The organism is Clostridium lacusfryxellense (genome assembly GCF_018861735.1).
GTDB classification, from domain to species: Bacteria; Bacillota; Clostridia; order Clostridiales; family Clostridiaceae; genus Clostridium_AD; species Clostridium_AD lacusfryxellense.
Genome location: NZ_JAHLEB010000026.1, coordinates 1 through 15,136, shown reverse-complemented (window position 1 = coordinate 15,136; position 15,136 = coordinate 1). Strand labels below are relative to the sequence as shown.

At 32.1% G+C, this 15,136-nt stretch carries 18 protein-coding genes; 2 read left to right on the top strand and 16 right to left on the bottom strand.

What is annotated here, in order from left to right:
• Positions 1-28 precede the first annotated feature (28 nt).
• The 14 genes from KPL55_RS14835 to hypF form a co-directional block, all read right to left on the bottom strand.
• A complete protein-coding gene (locus tag KPL55_RS14835; RefSeq protein WP_246599525.1) occupies positions 29-844 on the bottom strand; it encodes an energy-coupling factor ABC transporter ATP-binding protein in 816 nt (271 codons plus the stop codon).
• A complete protein-coding gene (gene cbiQ / locus KPL55_RS14830; RefSeq protein WP_216307518.1) occupies positions 837-1,787 on the bottom strand; it encodes a cobalt ECF transporter T component CbiQ in 951 nt (316 codons plus the stop codon). The genes KPL55_RS14835 and cbiQ overlap by 8 nt, the downstream gene beginning before the upstream one ends.
• A complete protein-coding gene (gene hypE / locus KPL55_RS14825) occupies positions 1,781-2,788 on the bottom strand; it encodes a hydrogenase expression/formation protein HypE (RefSeq protein WP_216307517.1) in 1,008 nt (335 codons plus the stop codon). The genes cbiQ and hypE overlap by 7 nt, the downstream gene beginning before the upstream one ends.
• 19 nt (positions 2,789-2,807) lie before the next feature.
• A complete protein-coding gene (gene hypD / locus KPL55_RS14820) occupies positions 2,808-3,899 on the bottom strand; it encodes a hydrogenase formation protein HypD (RefSeq protein ID WP_216307516.1) in 1,092 nt (363 codons plus the stop codon).
• Positions 3,886-4,110, bottom strand: coding sequence for a HypC/HybG/HupF family hydrogenase formation chaperone (locus KPL55_RS14815; RefSeq protein WP_216307515.1), 225 nt, complete (start codon positions 4,108-4,110; stop codon positions 3,886-3,888). The genes hypD and KPL55_RS14815 overlap by 14 nt, the downstream gene beginning before the upstream one ends.
• Positions 4,064-4,834, bottom strand: a complete 771-nt coding sequence (gene tatC / locus KPL55_RS14810) for a twin-arginine translocase subunit TatC (protein WP_216307514.1) — start codon at positions 4,832-4,834, stop codon at positions 4,064-4,066. The genes KPL55_RS14815 and tatC (KPL55_RS14810) overlap by 47 nt, the downstream gene beginning before the upstream one ends.
• A 23-nt stretch (positions 4,835-4,857) precedes the next feature.
• Complete coding sequence (tatC, locus tag KPL55_RS14805) at positions 4,858-5,610, bottom strand: twin-arginine translocase subunit TatC (protein ID WP_216307513.1); 753 nt, start codon at positions 5,608-5,610, stop codon at positions 4,858-4,860.
• A 30-nt stretch (positions 5,611-5,640) separates the two neighbouring features.
• Positions 5,641-5,862 (bottom strand): twin-arginine translocase TatA/TatE family subunit, encoded by a 222-nt coding sequence (tatA, locus tag KPL55_RS14800; RefSeq protein ID WP_216307512.1) that lies wholly within the window; start codon positions 5,860-5,862, stop codon positions 5,641-5,643.
• Between the two features lie 34 nt (positions 5,863-5,896).
• Complete coding sequence (gene hypB / locus KPL55_RS14795) at positions 5,897-6,565, bottom strand: hydrogenase nickel incorporation protein HypB (RefSeq protein ID WP_216307511.1); 669 nt, start codon at positions 6,563-6,565, stop codon at positions 5,897-5,899.
• A gap of 3 nt (positions 6,566-6,568) precedes the next feature.
• Positions 6,569-6,910, bottom strand: a complete 342-nt coding sequence (gene hypA / locus KPL55_RS14790; protein WP_216307510.1) for a hydrogenase maturation nickel metallochaperone HypA — start codon at positions 6,908-6,910, stop codon at positions 6,569-6,571.
• Between the two features lie 9 nt (positions 6,911-6,919).
• Positions 6,920-7,384, bottom strand: coding sequence for a HyaD/HybD family hydrogenase maturation endopeptidase (locus tag KPL55_RS14785; protein ID WP_246599523.1), 465 nt, complete (start codon positions 7,382-7,384; stop codon positions 6,920-6,922).
• Positions 7,381-8,793, bottom strand: a complete 1,413-nt coding sequence (locus KPL55_RS14780) for a nickel-dependent hydrogenase large subunit (protein ID WP_216307509.1) — start codon at positions 8,791-8,793, stop codon at positions 7,381-7,383. The genes KPL55_RS14785 and KPL55_RS14780 overlap by 4 nt, the downstream gene beginning before the upstream one ends.
• A 43-nt stretch (positions 8,794-8,836) precedes the next feature.
• The gene (locus KPL55_RS14775; protein WP_216307508.1) at positions 8,837-9,721 is read right to left on the bottom strand and encodes a hydrogenase small subunit; all 885 of its coding nucleotides are present in this window, start codon (positions 9,719-9,721) and stop codon (positions 8,837-8,839) included.
• A gap of 256 nt (positions 9,722-9,977) precedes the next feature.
• The gene (hypF, locus tag KPL55_RS14770; protein WP_312887304.1) at positions 9,978-12,290 is read right to left on the bottom strand and encodes a carbamoyltransferase HypF; all 2,313 of its coding nucleotides are present in this window, start codon (positions 12,288-12,290) and stop codon (positions 9,978-9,980) included.
• Positions 12,291-12,612: 322 nt separating this feature from the next.
• Between hypF and rbr the strand changes: the two genes are divergently transcribed.
• Positions 12,613-13,152: a rubrerythrin gene (gene rbr / locus KPL55_RS14765; protein ID WP_216307507.1), complete on the top strand. Its 540-nt coding sequence runs from the start codon at positions 12,613-12,615 to the stop codon at positions 13,150-13,152.
• An 11-nt stretch (positions 13,153-13,163) separates the two neighbouring features.
• A complete protein-coding gene (locus KPL55_RS14760) occupies positions 13,164-13,415 on the top strand; it encodes a hypothetical protein (RefSeq protein ID WP_216307506.1) in 252 nt (83 codons plus the stop codon).
• Between the two features lie 75 nt (positions 13,416-13,490).
• Here KPL55_RS14760 and KPL55_RS14755 read toward each other — a convergent pair whose 3' ends face one another.
• Both KPL55_RS14755 and cax read right to left on the bottom strand, forming a co-directional pair.
• Positions 13,491-13,820 (bottom strand): hypothetical protein, encoded by a 330-nt coding sequence (locus KPL55_RS14755; RefSeq protein ID WP_216307505.1) that lies wholly within the window; start codon positions 13,818-13,820, stop codon positions 13,491-13,493.
• Positions 13,821-13,867: 47 nt separating this feature from the next.
• Positions 13,868-14,914 (bottom strand): calcium/proton exchanger, encoded by a 1,047-nt coding sequence (gene cax, locus KPL55_RS14750; protein ID WP_216307504.1) that lies wholly within the window; start codon positions 14,912-14,914, stop codon positions 13,868-13,870.
• Positions 14,915-15,136: the final 222 nt, after the last annotated feature.

Below are 15,136 nucleotides of genomic sequence, written 5' to 3'. Positions count from 1 at the left end.
ATCTAAAAATAATATCTAAGCTAAATTTCTATTCATGACTATGAAAATGATCATGATCTTCGCTCGGCTTTGCTACGTGAACATGACTATGGTAATGTTCATCAATAAGATTTACAGAAAGTAACAATTCTTTATTTGATAAAATATCCGCAGGCAATCCATCTGCAACTATGTTATGGTCTTCATTAAATACTATTACCCTATCTGCAATTTCGCAAACAATATCCAAATCATGAGTACACGTAATTAAGGTTTTACCTGCATTATTAAGGTCTACCAATAGGTTAATCAGCCATCTTTGAGTTCGTGGATCTAAGCCGTTAGTTGGCTCATCCAATATCAAAACTTCAGGATTTATTGATAGAACGCAGGCAATAGCTACTTTCTTTTTCTCACCTCCACTTAATTTATATGGCGGCCTGTCTTTTAATGATTCCAAGTTAAGCATTTTAATAACTCCTTTTACCCTATCATTTACTTCCTTAAAATCAAGCTTCATCTGTAAAGGTCCAAATGCGATTTCATCCCATACATTGGCAGAAAACAATTGAGCATCCGAATTTTGAAATATATATCCAATCCTTTGGCGAAACGATTGCGAGAACTGCTCATCATTTAATGTCTCTTCTGTAACAAGTTGACCAAAAGCCCTGTATTCGCCTTTACTTGGAAATATCAAGCCATTAAGAATTTTTTGAAGTGAAGACTTTCCTGAGCCATTAGCCCCTAGAATAACTATTTTTTCGCCACTGTAAATATTTAAATTTATATCTTTAAGTACCGGTTCATCCGCTATATATTCATATGAAACATCGTGAATCTCCATTATTTTTCTCTTATCCAAGAATTATTTCACCTCCAAAAGCTGTGAGAGTACAAATTACTACGCCCAGAAGCCATTGAAAATCAAGCAGCGTAAATTTAAACTTGTTCATAATAACTGGCTCACCTTTATAACCTCTTGATAACATTGCTTCATACACTTCTTCACTTAATGCATAACTTTTGCCAAAAAGACTTCCCATTGCACTAGATACAAAACGTCTGCCTTCTTTTGAATCAATTTTTCTTAAAGTCCTGCTTTTCCTTGCTACAAACATATCTGTTGTAATATTCAGTAATATAAAGATATAACGATAACACATTTCTAGTATCGTTATAAATATTTTTGGTATAAACAAAACTCTAAATGCCTTCATCAAATTAGCGAAACGTGTAGTTGCTGTAAATAAAAAAGCTAAAGAAACTGCAATCCCAACTCTGACTATTAAGAGTATAGCTCCTGATACGCCCTGTTTTGTAATTGCAAGTTCTGCTGGAAATGTGAATGGACCTAAATATAACTTATGTCCGAAGTTTATAATCGAAATTAAACTATTTCCGGGCCTAACATAATTAAAAATTGATGGCAATACCGTAATCGCTGTAAAAAGAGGTATAATCAGCCATACTCTTTTAAAATATAATTTTAATGATATACATGATATCTTTGCTAAAATACATGATATCAAATATATAATAATTAAAATAAATACATTGTGAAGCAAAGTAGCTGTAGAAATCAGTATAATCAAAGATATTACTTTCACCCTAGGATCCAATTTTTGCAAGAAACCATCTTGAAATGATATGTCTTCGAAAAAAATTACTTCCTTTATAAGTTTGGCAATATCATTAATAGTCTTTTCTAAAAAACTTACTTTCTTCCTTTTACCAGTGCAACCACATGGACACATTCCCATTTCTCCACTTTTTAGTAGCCACCCTGGTGTTTGATCCTTTAACATATTCTTGGAAGCTGGATCCCAGATGGCATGTCAACTAGTCTTTTCCCACCGACTACTGTGTTTAAATAAACTTTATTCCCCAATTCCATTGTAACTTCTCCGATAATTGTGGCTTCTAATCCTAAAGGATGTTTTCTCATTGCATTAAGCACCTTTTGAGCATATGCTTCTGGTACAAAAGCACAAAGTTTTCCTTCATTAGCAATATATAATGGATCGAGTCCAAGCATTTCAGTGGCACCTTTTACTTCTTCTTTAAGTGGTAAATTGTTTTCTTCAAGGGCTATAGTTACATCGCTAAATTCACTAATTTCATTAAGGACTGCCGCCACTCCACCTCTTGTAGCATCACGAATAACATGAATTCCAGGGTAAGCTTCAAGCATTACGTCTACTAATGAATTAAGGCAAGCGCAATCACTTTTTAGATTTCCTTCAAGCCCAAGTTTATTTCGCTCACACATTATTGTCATTCCATGGTCTCCGAGTGTTCCATTTACTATCACTACGTCTCCCACTGCAGCATTGGCGCAATTAATATTAACATTTTCATAAATCCTACCAATACCAGAAGTATTAATAAAAATCCCATCCACATTTCCTTTTTCTACAACTTTTGTGTCACCAGCTACAATTTTTACACCTGCTTTATTTGCTTCATCCGACATAGACTTCACAATCTCTTCTAATTCTTTAATAGAAAAACCTTCTTCAATAATAAAAGCACTTGTTAAATAAAGTGGTTTTGCTCCACTTACAGCTAAATCATTTACGCTGCCACAAACTGCTAATTTACCGATATTACCACCATTAAAAAATATTGGATTTACTACAAAAGAATCCGTAGTAAAAGCTAGTTTTTTAAAATCTATATCAACTTGAGCCGCATCATTCATTTGATTTAAAATATCGTTATTAAAATATTTGAAAAACACTTCATTAATCAATTTATTAGATTCCGAACCGCCACTTCCATGACTTAGAGTTATCTTGTCGTCCATTTGAAAATCCTCCCTTTATTTAGTGTGCGTCTTTATGGTACCTATAATATGCTGCGCAAGTACCTTCTGATGAAACCATGCATGAACCAACTGGATTTTCTGGTGTGCAAAGTTTTTTATAAAGTGGACAATCTGTTGGTTTAATTTTCCCCTTAAGTATTTCTCCACATTTGCAACCAGGACTACCATCATATTCTTCATAATCTATTTTAAAATGCTTAAGTGCATCAAAATCTTCATACTCACTATTCAATTCCAGACCACTTTTAGGTATTCTGCCAAGTCCTCTCCAACTACTATCAACAATATTAAAAGTTTTTTCTAAATATTCTAAAGCTATGGGGTTACCATCAGTTTTAACTATTCTTTTATATTCATTCTCAATTCTATAATCCTTTTTGCTTATTAAGCTTACTAATGTATTTAACCCTTGAAGTATATCAATAGGCTCGAACCCTGTAACTACTCCAGGAATGTTATAATTCTCACTAAGAAATTCATAGGGATCCGAACCTATAATTGCACAAACATGACCTGGTAATAAAAACCCATCAATTTTAAGTTCTTTATCTTGAACTAAAGCTTCCATAGCTGGTGGAACTATCTTGTGTGCTGTAAAGAAAAATAAATTTTTTATATTGTTTTTTTTAGCCTCTATAGCCGTAATAGCAGTCATAGGAGCAGTAGTTTCAAAACCTACTGACAAAAAAACTATTTTTTTAGAAGGATTTTGTGAAGCAATAGTAAGACAATCCATTGGTGAGTATACTATTCTTACATCAACGCCTTCTGCCTTTGCCTTGCTTAGTGAACCTTTTTTCCCAGGAACCCGCATCATATCTCCAAATGTTGTTATAATTACATCTTTTTTGGCGCTAAGAGTTATTGCGGTATCTATATAACTCTGTGGTGTAACGCACACAGGACAACCTGGTCCTGATATCAAATTTACATTTGGAGGAAGTATGTCCCTAATACCATATCTGAATATAGCCATAGTATGTGTACCACAAACTTCCATAATATTGATCTTTTCACTTGAAATATCATTTAACTTTTTAACTAGTTTTTTAGAGTAGTCTTTGTTTCTAAATTCATCAACAAATTTCATTTTGGGTTAGCTCCTTTAAAATATCCAAAGTTATTTTTGCTTCGTCTTCATCTATCATTTGTATTGCACAACCTGCATGCACAAGTACATATTCGTTTACTTTTGCCTCTGGAACAAGATGCATAAACACATCTCTTTTCATGTTTCCAACCTCAACAATACCTTTACTTCCATCTATTCTTAAAACCTTTCCTGGAATCGCTAGGCACATGGTCTCTCCTCCTTTTTCTTCTTTCATTTAAATATATTACCCAGATACTTACTTCATACATTAATAAAACAGGAGACGCTGCCACAACAAATGTAAGAAAATCCACTGAAGGTAATAACACTCCCTCAACCACTAGCACTCCTAATATAACCGGAATTTGCTTTTTCCTTAAAATCTTAGAACTTATTAGAGAAAGCTTCCCTAATAAAACTAATACATATGGTATCAGAAACATAATCCCTGTATAAAGGCAAAAAATGCCTATGAAATTAAAATAGGTGCTACCATTTAATACTGGTTTAAGATAAGTGCTTCCATATAAAATTAAGAAGCTAAGTGAATGAGGCAATATCATTGTGTATCCAAAAACTATTCCAATTATAAATAAACTCAAAATAATAAAAACATTCACATATAAAAACTTTTTTTCTTTCTTTGTTGAACCAGCTCCTACAAAAGCCAATATTTCGTATATTATAATAGGGCTAGTTATGATAATCGCGGTTATAAAAGAAACCTCGATTCTTGTAACAAACCCTTCTGTTAATTTAAAATATACTAGACTAAAATTAAATTTAGCTATAGGTTTCATAATAATTTTAATTAAATAATTAACCTTATCATAAGTATAAAAAGCAGCAGCAGAAATACTTATAACACATATTATTAATCTTTTTCTTAACTCATGTAAATGATCTACTACAGACATTTCATTTGCTGCCATACCTTCACCTCATAAAATTTATATTATCTTTGTTTTGGAACTTCTTTGTTTTTCTTTCGTTTATCCTTTTTCTCAAGTAAGAATATCGACCAAATACTTATTTCGTAAAGAGCTAAGATTGGCAAAGTTACAATCATTAAAGTAAAAGCATCTGAACTTGGAGTTATCAAAGCTGCAGCTATAAACGAAAACAAAATTGTCATCTTCCTTGCTTTTTTAAGCATTTTGAAATTAATAATTCCAATTCTTGATAAAGCTATCAATATTAGTGGAAGTTCAAATATTATCCCTATACAAAAAAGTAATGATCCTATAAATGAAAAGTATTCATTTGCAGATAGTATTGGTTTCATAAACCCATCGCTAGTATCCATAAGAAATTTTATAGTAGTAGGCAAAACCAGTGTATATCCAAAATACATTCCAAAAGCGAAAAGGACAAAAGATAAAGGGATAATAACAAATATCAAAAGTTTCTTAATTTTCTTTGTGAGTATTGGTCCAGTTGCTTGTATTATTAACAAAATAATCACAGGTGAGGCTATTACTAGCCCTCCTAAGACAGAAACCCTTATCTTTGCCATTAATCCTTCTGAAGGAGTCATAAAATGTAATTGTATTCCATTAAGCGGTTTTGCAAGTACACTAATTAACAAATTAGATTCTAAATATACAAGGGAGGTTGCTGCAATAATAATTAAAATTATCCAAAGGATAGTTTTTCTGAATTTTTCAAGCCAGTGAGCAGCCTGAACAATTAGTTCACTTTTTATCATAGTTTTTCTCCATAAAAATTATTTTACTTCTTATTTTTTAGTTTCTTCTACTTTAACTTCTGCTTTAGTTGATTCTTGGTTATCTGTTTTAGCTTCTGTTTTGTTTTCATTCATGAGCTCCGATGATGCCTTTTTAAATTCCTTTATTGTTTCACCAATTGACTTACCGAGGGACGGTAACTTACCTGGTCCGAAAATTATAAGTGCAATAACTAATATTATTGCAAGCTCTGGAAAACCTATTCTTGGCATAATAAAATTCCTCCTTTTATTTAATTCTTTATTTCTATTTAGCTTTTATTTTCTTGTTTTCTATTTTACTCACTAACCATAAACATATTTCATCTATACCTTGATCTTTTACACAAGAAGTCTCAAATGTATCAACATTTGCATTTAAAGATTTTATATCTCTGTAGAACTCTTCTTTATCAAAATTAGTGTAGTCTATTAAATCTAGTTTGTTTAAAATAACAGCACCACTTTTTTCGAACATAAGCGGGTATTTCAAAGGTTTATCATTACCTTCGGTGGTCGATAAAACACAGATTTTTATATCTTCACCAATTTCAAATTCAGCAGGGCAAACTAGATTACCTACATTTTCAATTACAAGCAAATCAATTTTATCAAGGTTTAATGAACTTAATGCACCTTTTATCATTTCACCATCAAGATGACAAGCCCCTCCAGTATTAATTTGAACTACAGGAACGCCTTGCGCTTCTATCCTCTGCGCATCTTTTGTGGTATAAATATCTCCTTCAATTACAGCAATATTTATATCGTTTTTAAGCTTAGCAATTATTAGTTCAAGTAGCGATGTCTTACCTGAACCAGGCGAACTCATTAGATTTACTACATAAATACCTTTGTCATTTAGTAAATCTTTATTTTTAGCGGTTATCGCATCATTTGTTTGAAGAATATTCGTAACTACCTTTATTTCGCTCATATTCTAATCTCCTTCTATTGTATTTATATAAAGCTCATACCCGTTAATAATACTTGAACAGAATTTATTACAGCATGGACAAAGTTTATTAAAATGGTCAATTGGGAATTCTTGTTTGCAGTCTTCGCACTTCGCTATTGCTTTTACCTTTTGTATTTCTAAAATTGAGCCTTCAATCATTGTACCTATTATGCAATTTTCGAATGCAAAGTTTAAAGAGTCTGTCATAACTCCAGCTAATTCTCCTATTTTTAATGATACTTTGTTAACTTTAGTAAATTTGTTTTCAGCTGCTTTTTCTAATACTATTTCAACAACATTTTGAATTATAGAAACTTCATGCATATTTATCTCCTAATTAATTTCTATTTCTTTTTTTATATTGTAAATTATCTCTGGAATCTTAGTAACCATAGTCTGCGTCATTTCTAAACCTACAGCTATTTTTTCTGGCTCAATTCCAAATATAATCACCTGCGGATACTTGTTCATCATGTTTGCCATTCGTACGACGTCCAATATTTGAACATCATGGATAGAAAGATTTTCTTTTTTATAACTTTTAATATCTTCAGGTTTTATTTTGTATATTGTCCCAGGTTCTAAACCTGCCCTTAGACAATCTACAACTATAATTTTTTTATAATCCAGAAAGAAACCCAGCATATCTAATGTGGAAGTACCTCCATCTACTAATTCAATAGTAGACGGAAGTTTTTCATTTTCTAGTTGCTTTATCACATGTACTCCCACGCCATCATCTTGAAGTAAAATATTTCCTATACCGATGATGACAGTATCCTTAATAATTAAACTCATAGCGGTTTCACTACAAAGTTTGACATTTCAATTCCTTCTGGAGACATTACATGAACAGAACATCCTGTACATGGGTTAAATGAGTGTACTATTCTTAAAAGTTCCACTGGTTGCGCCATATCTGCAACATGAGTTCCAATTAAGGCCTTTTCAATAGGTCCCACATTTCCTGCATCATCCATTGGTGAAGCATTCCAACAAGTTGGCGTTACTATTTGGTATTTAGATATTTTCGAAGTTGCAACGGAAACCCAATGTCCAAGAGCTCCTCTAGGTGCCTCTGTTAAACCTACTCCGCTTCCTGAAGTTGGTGCACCAAGGTTCGAGAACGCACTTGCTCCAACTACTATTTGATTGAGCCAAGTCTGCATATTAGCCGCTATCTTAGCCGTTTCAATATATCTAGCCATATGTCTATCCATTACAGAAACTCCATTTTTATAATCTCCACTTATCCAAGTTCTTGCGATGCTTCCTGCTTCATAAGGAGTACCATTATATCTTGGTGCCTTAAGCCAGGTATAAGCTCCTGTTTTCCCGTAGCTTGGAGTTGTTATTTCACTTGCTGGATTAACACCAGAAGGTGATGTATACCAAGAATGTCCTACGTATTCTTTTATATTAGCGGTCGCGAAACTTCCTACAACTCCGTTTGTTACAGTACCTGCAGGGAATAGCTTCCCACCAGTTGTATTTGTATCAAATACTCCATAGGCTATTAAATTACCATACCCCTTTCCAACATTGTAGTAATCACTATAGGTTGATGCTAATAAATTAACATCATTTTTATATGTGCTTGTAATAAACGATGTAACAGTATTTAAGTAATTCCTGAAATTTGTAATATCTGTTGAAGTTGGAATAGCAGTTACCCCACCTGGAACTACGTTGCCCACGTGTGGAAGCTTACCACCAAAAATTGCACCCATTTCATGTGCTTTTCTCCTAATAGACAAAGCCGTAACATAATTATTTATTAAAGTCTGGCTATCAGTAGCATTAAACTTAAAATCCTGACTGTATCCTGGAGTCCAAGGATGCATCTCTGGTCCCTTAACGTAATCCATTAATGCTAATTGATAAAAATGTAATATGTTATCCGATAAATAGTTAGCTCCTTGAATAAGATCTCTTAAAAGAAGTGCTTGCAAATTTGGAGTAAACCCTGAAGCCGCTTCCACCGCCTTTGAAGATGCAATTGCATGGGATACCGGGCAAAGTCCACAAATCCTTTGTGTTAAGAATGCCGCATCTTTTGGTACTCTGCCTATAAGCATGTTTTCAAAGTCTCTAAATAAATTACCCGTAGTCTCCGCAGCTGTTACAATGTTACTAGCGTCAAGAGTTACCGATACCTTTAAATGTCCTTCAAGTCTTGTTATTGGATCTAATACTATAGTACTCATCTATTATCATTCCTTTCTTAAATAAATTATTTTTGGGATAAGCCTATAATAATGCATTAGTTGGGAATGTAGGATTTGAGCATCCTATGCAAGGATAATTAACTCCTATACACCAAGCTTGTCCATTATTCCATTTCATTGATGGACATACATTTTGAGTAGTTGGTCCTTTACATCCAAATGGCCTGAAACATCCCGTTGCTGATCCTATTTGGGGAGCGTTACCAGTTCCTTTTCGAGGACAAGCGTTATGTACAGATTGGCCATAATATTTAGTAGGTCTATTGTTTGAATCCACTGTTGGTTTACCGATCAAAATCAGATCCAAAAGAGATTGTATCAAAACAGTAGGATGAACTGGACAACCTGGTAAATTTACTACAGGGTTAGTTGTTTTCCCAGTTAGTATAGTTTTAGCACTTTGGCATGCCGTATTATTTGTAAATGCAGCTGAAACTCCACCAAAGGAAGCACAAGTTCCTGCAGCTACTACATATTTAGCCATTGGACCATATTTTAAAACAGCTTGTTGCATTGTTAAAGGAGCCCCATTCACCTCTCCAATTATGCAATAATTCCCGCTTGCACCAGTAGGCACAGCACCCTCTATAACAAGTATAAACTGGCCTTTATATTGAGTTGCACATTCGTCTAATGTCTTCATTGCAAGATCCGATGAAGCTGTCATTAGTGTGCTATTATATTTCATGCTTATTTTATTTAAGAGTACATCATCGATAGTAGCTGGATTAGTTACGTTTAAAGCGGAGATTGTACATCCTGAGCAGCCTGCACCTTGAATCCAAATTATTGGCGGATCTGTTTCCGCAGCAAGAACAGTGTTTACATTTGCAAGATCAAAATCTACATTTAAAGCAACAGCTGCCGCAACAGACCACTTTAAAAAATCTCTTCTACTTATTTTCATAAATATCCTCCTTTAACTTTTAAAAAACTGTCGACAGTTTTCCTTTAACAACAATATACATGCAAAATATGTCGTCAAAATGTATATAACGTTAATTATTGTTAAGTTATGTTATGTATAATTTAACTTTCAATTAAATAATTATATTGGAGTTTTTAAAATATTTTTCCACATTAATAAAAAGATAGCAGCTTTTTTAAACTACTATCTTTTTATTATAAATATTGTTTTGAATTTATAGGATCTGTTCAAGATTTTATAAATCATTTTCAATTATTTCATTAGCTTTTATTATCTCATTAGCTTTTATTATCTCATTAGCTACAATTATCTGCCCAATTGCTACTCCTCCATCATTAGAAGGTAAGTCCTTATGAGTATAAACTTCAAAATTATTCTTCTCAAGGTTAGAACAGATTTTTTTAAGTAGAAACGAATTTTGAAAAACCCCACCACTAAGCGTTACTTCATTTATACCTGAGTCTTCTCTGATATGCAGACATACATTTACAGTTAAATCAACAATAGTGTTCTCAAATTTAGACGCAATAATTTTAGCTGATACACCCTTTGTTTTGTCATTTAGAGCCTCAATGATTATTTCATAGGGCTCTATAATATACATATCTTGTTTTGTTACTTTATAAGTATATGATCCTTCAATATCTATATCTGATATAGCTTCAAGCTCAATTGAAGCCTGCCCCTCGTATGTAACAACATCTGTAATTCCAATTATATTTGACATAGCATCAAATAACCTACCCATGCTTGAAGTTTCGCTGCAATTAATGTTTGAGTTTAAGATATTAATTAGAGTGATAGCCTTATTACCATATAACTTAGAAATCATATCCGTAACTTCTTTTTCGCTTTTTTGCTTGCTTAAAGCCTTATAAAGATAAGAAACTGCCATTCTCCAGGGTTCTTTAATAGCTTTTTCTCCTCCAGGCATTTTTATATAATCAAGATGAGCTACTCTTGTAAATTCGTGGCGGTCGCAAATCAAAAATTCTCCACCCCATATTTTACCGTCAGTTCCATAACCAGTTCCATCAAAACAAACTCCAATAACTTTTTTCTCTAAATTATTTTCAAACATGTTGCAAGCTATATGTGCATGATGATGCTGCACCGCAATCTTTGGCAAATCATATTTCATCGCATACTTAGTTGACATATAACCTGGATGCATATCATGTGCTATATATTTGGGTGAAAAAGAAAATATTTTTTTAAAATGCTCTATGTTTTTTTTATAGTGTTCATAAGTTTCTAAGTTTTCGAGATTACCATTGAACTGGCTTAGAAACAAAAACCCTTCCTTACTTATGCAAAAGGTATTCTTCATATTGGGACCACAAGCTAAGATATTTCTTTTATTATTCCACTTAAAAGGTTCAGGTACATAACCCCTGGCCCTTCTTAGAATTGTCTGTTTTTCATCTACAACCTTTAATACTGAATCATCAACTGGTACATGTATTTCACGGTTATGCATAAGAAAATAATCCACAATACCAGAAAGGCCCGACCTTGCGGAATCGTCCTTATACTCTATAGGTAGACCATTAACATTTGCACTAGTCATGATAAGAACTTCAAGTTTTTGTGAAAATAATAAAATATGTATAGGTGTATATGGAAGCATTACTCCTATTGTATTTTGATTAGGTGCGATATTTTGAGGTAAATCATATTCTTCTTTTTGATTTAAAATGACAATTGGTTTTTTTATTCCAGTTAGTATTTTTTCTTCTAACTGGTTTACTTTGCAATACTTATTTACTGTTTCTATATCTTTTATCATAACTGCTAGTGGCTTAAATGATCTTTTTTTCCTAACTCTTAAGTTACTCACGGAAGTTTCATTAAATCCATCACATGCTAAATGAAAACCTCCTAGACCTTTTATAGCAAATATTTTTCCTTCGCGAAGCATATTTTGTGCAAAACTTATAGGGTCTTCAACATCTAATCTGTTGCCGCTTGCATCCTCTATCCAAAGTTCAGGTCCACACTCAGTACAGGCATTTGGTTGTGCATGAAATCTCCTATTTGTAGGATCTAAATATTCACTACTACATTCATAACACATTTTAAACTCACTCATTGTAGTTTTATCTCTATCATATGGTAATTCTTTAATTATAGAAAACCTAGGGCCACAATTTATACAATTGGTAAAAGAATAACCTCTTCTCCTATTATTTGAATTTAGTATATCTTCTTCGCATTCGCTACAAGTAGCTATATCTGGTGAAATAAAAGTAATTTTATCTAAACAATGTTCACTTTCTCTAATTTTAAAATCCAAATAATTTAATACTTTATCATCTTTCACGGTTATTTTTTCTATTCGCGCAAGAGGTGGAGGATTATTTTTAATGTATTGCACAAATTTATCTATATCTTCCTTAACCCCCTCAACATCTATATAAACTCCTTCAGAGTTATTATTGACCCAGCCTTTTAACATAAAAGTTTTTGCTAGCTTATATACAAATGGACGGAAGCCTACACCTTGAACTATTCCTTCAACCCTAATAAAACTTCTGTTTTTTTCCACAATACACACCTCTCTTATATTCTTGAGTTTTCAAAATTCACTCTCATTCGACAATCTAACATAAAATAACAACACATGCAATCAAAACAATAAAGTACTAAGATATATTTTATCTTAACTCTTTTTATTTACAACTATATATATTTAATCAAATTTTAACTTACTTTTAACATAACAATTTTAAATTATGATATCAGACAAAATCGTCATCCATTCATATATATAACTTCTGAATTACTATCCGTAACTCTTTTTTTGGAACCTTTAAAAATCTAATGAATAAAGTAGTAGAGAAGATAAATTACTTAATGGAGGAATAAAAATGTTATTGCAGGGTAGTAATACACAAAAAAATCTTCTCAGCACTTTTGCTGGGGAATCAAGAGCAAGAAACAAATATACATTTTATGCTGAAAAAGCAGAAAAAGAGGGATATGAGTATGTGGCTTCTATTTTTGAAGCTACTGCAAACAATGAAAAAGCTCATGCAAGAGAAGTTTTTAATAGGTTTCTTAAAATGAATAAAACTACAGCAGATAATTTGAAAGATTCAGCCGAGGGCGAAGCTTTTGAGAGTGCAAAGTTATACAAACAATTTGAAAAAGAAGCCAGGCAAGAAGGTTTTATAGAAATTGCAGATTTTTATAAAGAATTACAAGAAGTAGAAGAAAATCATGAAATGAGATTTATGAAAATATATGAGAATCTTATATCAGGTTTGATGTTTAAACGAAACACTGATGTAAAATGGCAATGTATGAATTGTGGATATATTCATATAGGAAAAGAAGCACCTGATTTTTGCCCACTTTGTAAGTTTCCAAAGGCTTACTTTAAAATCTACTGCGAAGATTACAAATAGGAGGCAATACTATGCTAATTTGTTATCCCGATCACTATATACAATCAACTATGCCAATAATTAATTTAGATGAAGATGAAAATATCACTAGAAGCGATGAATACATCTCCCAAAACGATGACTACCTTCTTCGTAGTGATAAATATAGCATTCAAAACAATATGGACGAATATGAAGTTTATAATACATCCCGAAATATTCCTGTTAATATTTTTGAAGAAATTGATCAGGAATACGTAAATAAAACATTAAATAATATCTAATGTTTTTTGCAAAAATAACTTATAGAATAAACACTTATTCTATAAGTTATTTTTTTACATACTTTCGAACATATTTTAATCTTTTAATCTTAAATCTTCATCAATCTCTGATTCTATAAACTCTATTTGAATCTTGTCTTTCATAATTTCTGTTTTCATTCTGCAATAAGACATATAACTATAACTCGCATCATCTAATACCTTTATTGTTTCGTCAATAATGGATCCTAAACTATCAGCTCTTTTAAGTGCATCCTTAACATCACTTTTTTTAGATAATGCAATTTTATTTAATTCATCTGCTCCGCCTACCATTAGCCTATAAGAACTAACTAATTTAGTTAAAATATCTGCTAAATTATTTATATCATTGTAATAAGTCTCAATCACTCTTCTATGTGCCAAATAATCACCTTTTAGTTTAATTATATTATTATATGAATTAAATTATGCTATGCAATATAATAATATGCCAAAGTAATTATTATATAGGTAGTAACTAAAATGCTACCCTCTAGCCAATAAGTTTTACCGTCCTGAAATACTAAAAATGACATTCCAACAGCAATGCTGCACATTATTATATGAAAAACGGGAAATAGAAGTGTCATATTTAAACCCATAAAACAAGAGAATATTACAAGCACTGGAGTAACAAAAAGCGAAATTTGAATGCTAGACCCTATGGCAGTTTCTAAACTCATATCTACCTTATTTTGCATTGCGCACATTATAGTAGAACAATTTTCTCCTATATTACCTAAAAGCGGAATTAAAATTATACCTATAAACTCTTGTGATATATTATAGTCTTTTGTTAAATCTCTAATGTTAAAAATCAACTTATCACTGATAAAATAAAGTAAAACGGATATACAAATTAAGGTTATAGAGCTTTCAATTATTTTCTTAACATTGGTAGCTTTTTTTTCTTCCTTATGTTCACTTACAACAAATAAATTATTATGAGTATATAATGAAAATATTAACCCTAAGATATAAATACCTATTAGTAAAAAAGCAACTTTCACACTTATGGATATGAGAATCGGCTCCTTAACTACAGCATAGCTATTTAATGTTGCTATTATTACCATTGATGACAATGCGAGTAATAACATATTGAAATTCGTTCGTGCTATTATCCTGTTAAAACTCTGCTCTCTAAACTTAAATCCGCCAAAGACCACTGCTATTCCAAGGCCTAAAAGCATATTGTTAACAATTGAACCGATTAAAGAGGCTTGAACCATAGGTATCATTCCATACTTTATTGACCATATGCCCATCATAAGCTCTGGGACATTGCCAACTGTAGCGGCTAAAAGTCCACCTTTTTTTTGTCCTATATAGTCTGATATACTAGTGGTTTGATCTCCCAGTACAATAGCTAATGGAATAATAGCTATTGAATATATAACGGTATTCGCTAAACTTGAAGAAGTGTTTATAAACATTAATGCAATTACACAAATTATAAAAATATATGTTTTCTTCATTTATTTCGCCATATAATCATGTTTCACTCCTCCTAATATTAATAATTTATCTTCCTTATATTCTATTCATTAAGATTATAACGGTTACCCAAAAGAGAGGGACACCCCATAATGAACTGCCCCCCGTCAAGTAGACAGTGGAAATAATTAAAGATTTCAAGTAAGGCGTCTATCATTTGATAGGCGCTTTGTTTATGATGCATTGCCTAATAGATATCGCTG

Bases quoted from the DNA above. Each gene is read 5' to 3' on its own strand.
- KPL55_RS14775 (WP_216307508.1), bottom strand. From the start codon at position 9,721: ATGAAAATAAGTAGAAGAGATTTTTTAAAGTGGTCTGTTGCGGCAGCT.
- cax (WP_216307504.1), bottom strand. From the start codon at position 14,914: ATGAAGAAAACATATATTTTTATAATTTGTGTAATTGCATTAATGTTT.
- tatA (WP_216307512.1), bottom strand. From the start codon at position 5,862: ATGCCAAGAATAGGTTTTCCAGAGCTTGCAATAATATTAGTTATTGCA.
- KPL55_RS14760 (WP_216307506.1), top strand. From the start codon at position 13,164: ATGCTAATTTGTTATCCCGATCACTATATACAATCAACTATGCCAATA.
- rbr (WP_216307507.1), top strand. From the start codon at position 12,613: ATGTTATTGCAGGGTAGTAATACACAAAAAAATCTTCTCAGCACTTTT.
- KPL55_RS14780 (WP_216307509.1), bottom strand. From the start codon at position 8,793: ATGAGTACTATAGTATTAGATCCAATAACAAGACTTGAAGGACATTTA.
- tatC (WP_216307513.1), bottom strand. From the start codon at position 5,610: ATGATAAAAAGTGAACTAATTGTTCAGGCTGCTCACTGGCTTGAAAAA.
- KPL55_RS14785 (WP_246599523.1), bottom strand. From the start codon at position 7,384: ATGAGTTTAATTATTAAGGATACTGTCATCATCGGTATAGGAAATATT.
- hypA (WP_216307510.1), bottom strand. From the start codon at position 6,910: ATGCATGAAGTTTCTATAATTCAAAATGTTGTTGAAATAGTATTAGAA.
- cbiQ (WP_216307518.1), bottom strand. From the start codon at position 1,787: ATGTTAAAGGATCAAACACCAGGGTGGCTACTAAAAAGTGGAGAAATG.
- tatC (WP_216307514.1), bottom strand. From the start codon at position 4,834: ATGGCAGCAAATGAAATGTCTGTAGTAGATCATTTACATGAGTTAAGA.
- KPL55_RS14815 (WP_216307515.1), bottom strand. From the start codon at position 4,110: ATGTGCCTAGCGATTCCAGGAAAGGTTTTAAGAATAGATGGAAGTAAA.
- hypE (WP_216307517.1), bottom strand. From the start codon at position 2,788: ATGGACGACAAGATAACTCTAAGTCATGGAAGTGGCGGTTCGGAATCT.
- hypD (WP_216307516.1), bottom strand. From the start codon at position 3,899: ATGAAATTTGTTGATGAATTTAGAAACAAAGACTACTCTAAAAAACTA.
- hypB (WP_216307511.1), bottom strand. From the start codon at position 6,565: ATGAGCGAAATAAAGGTAGTTACGAATATTCTTCAAACAAATGATGCG.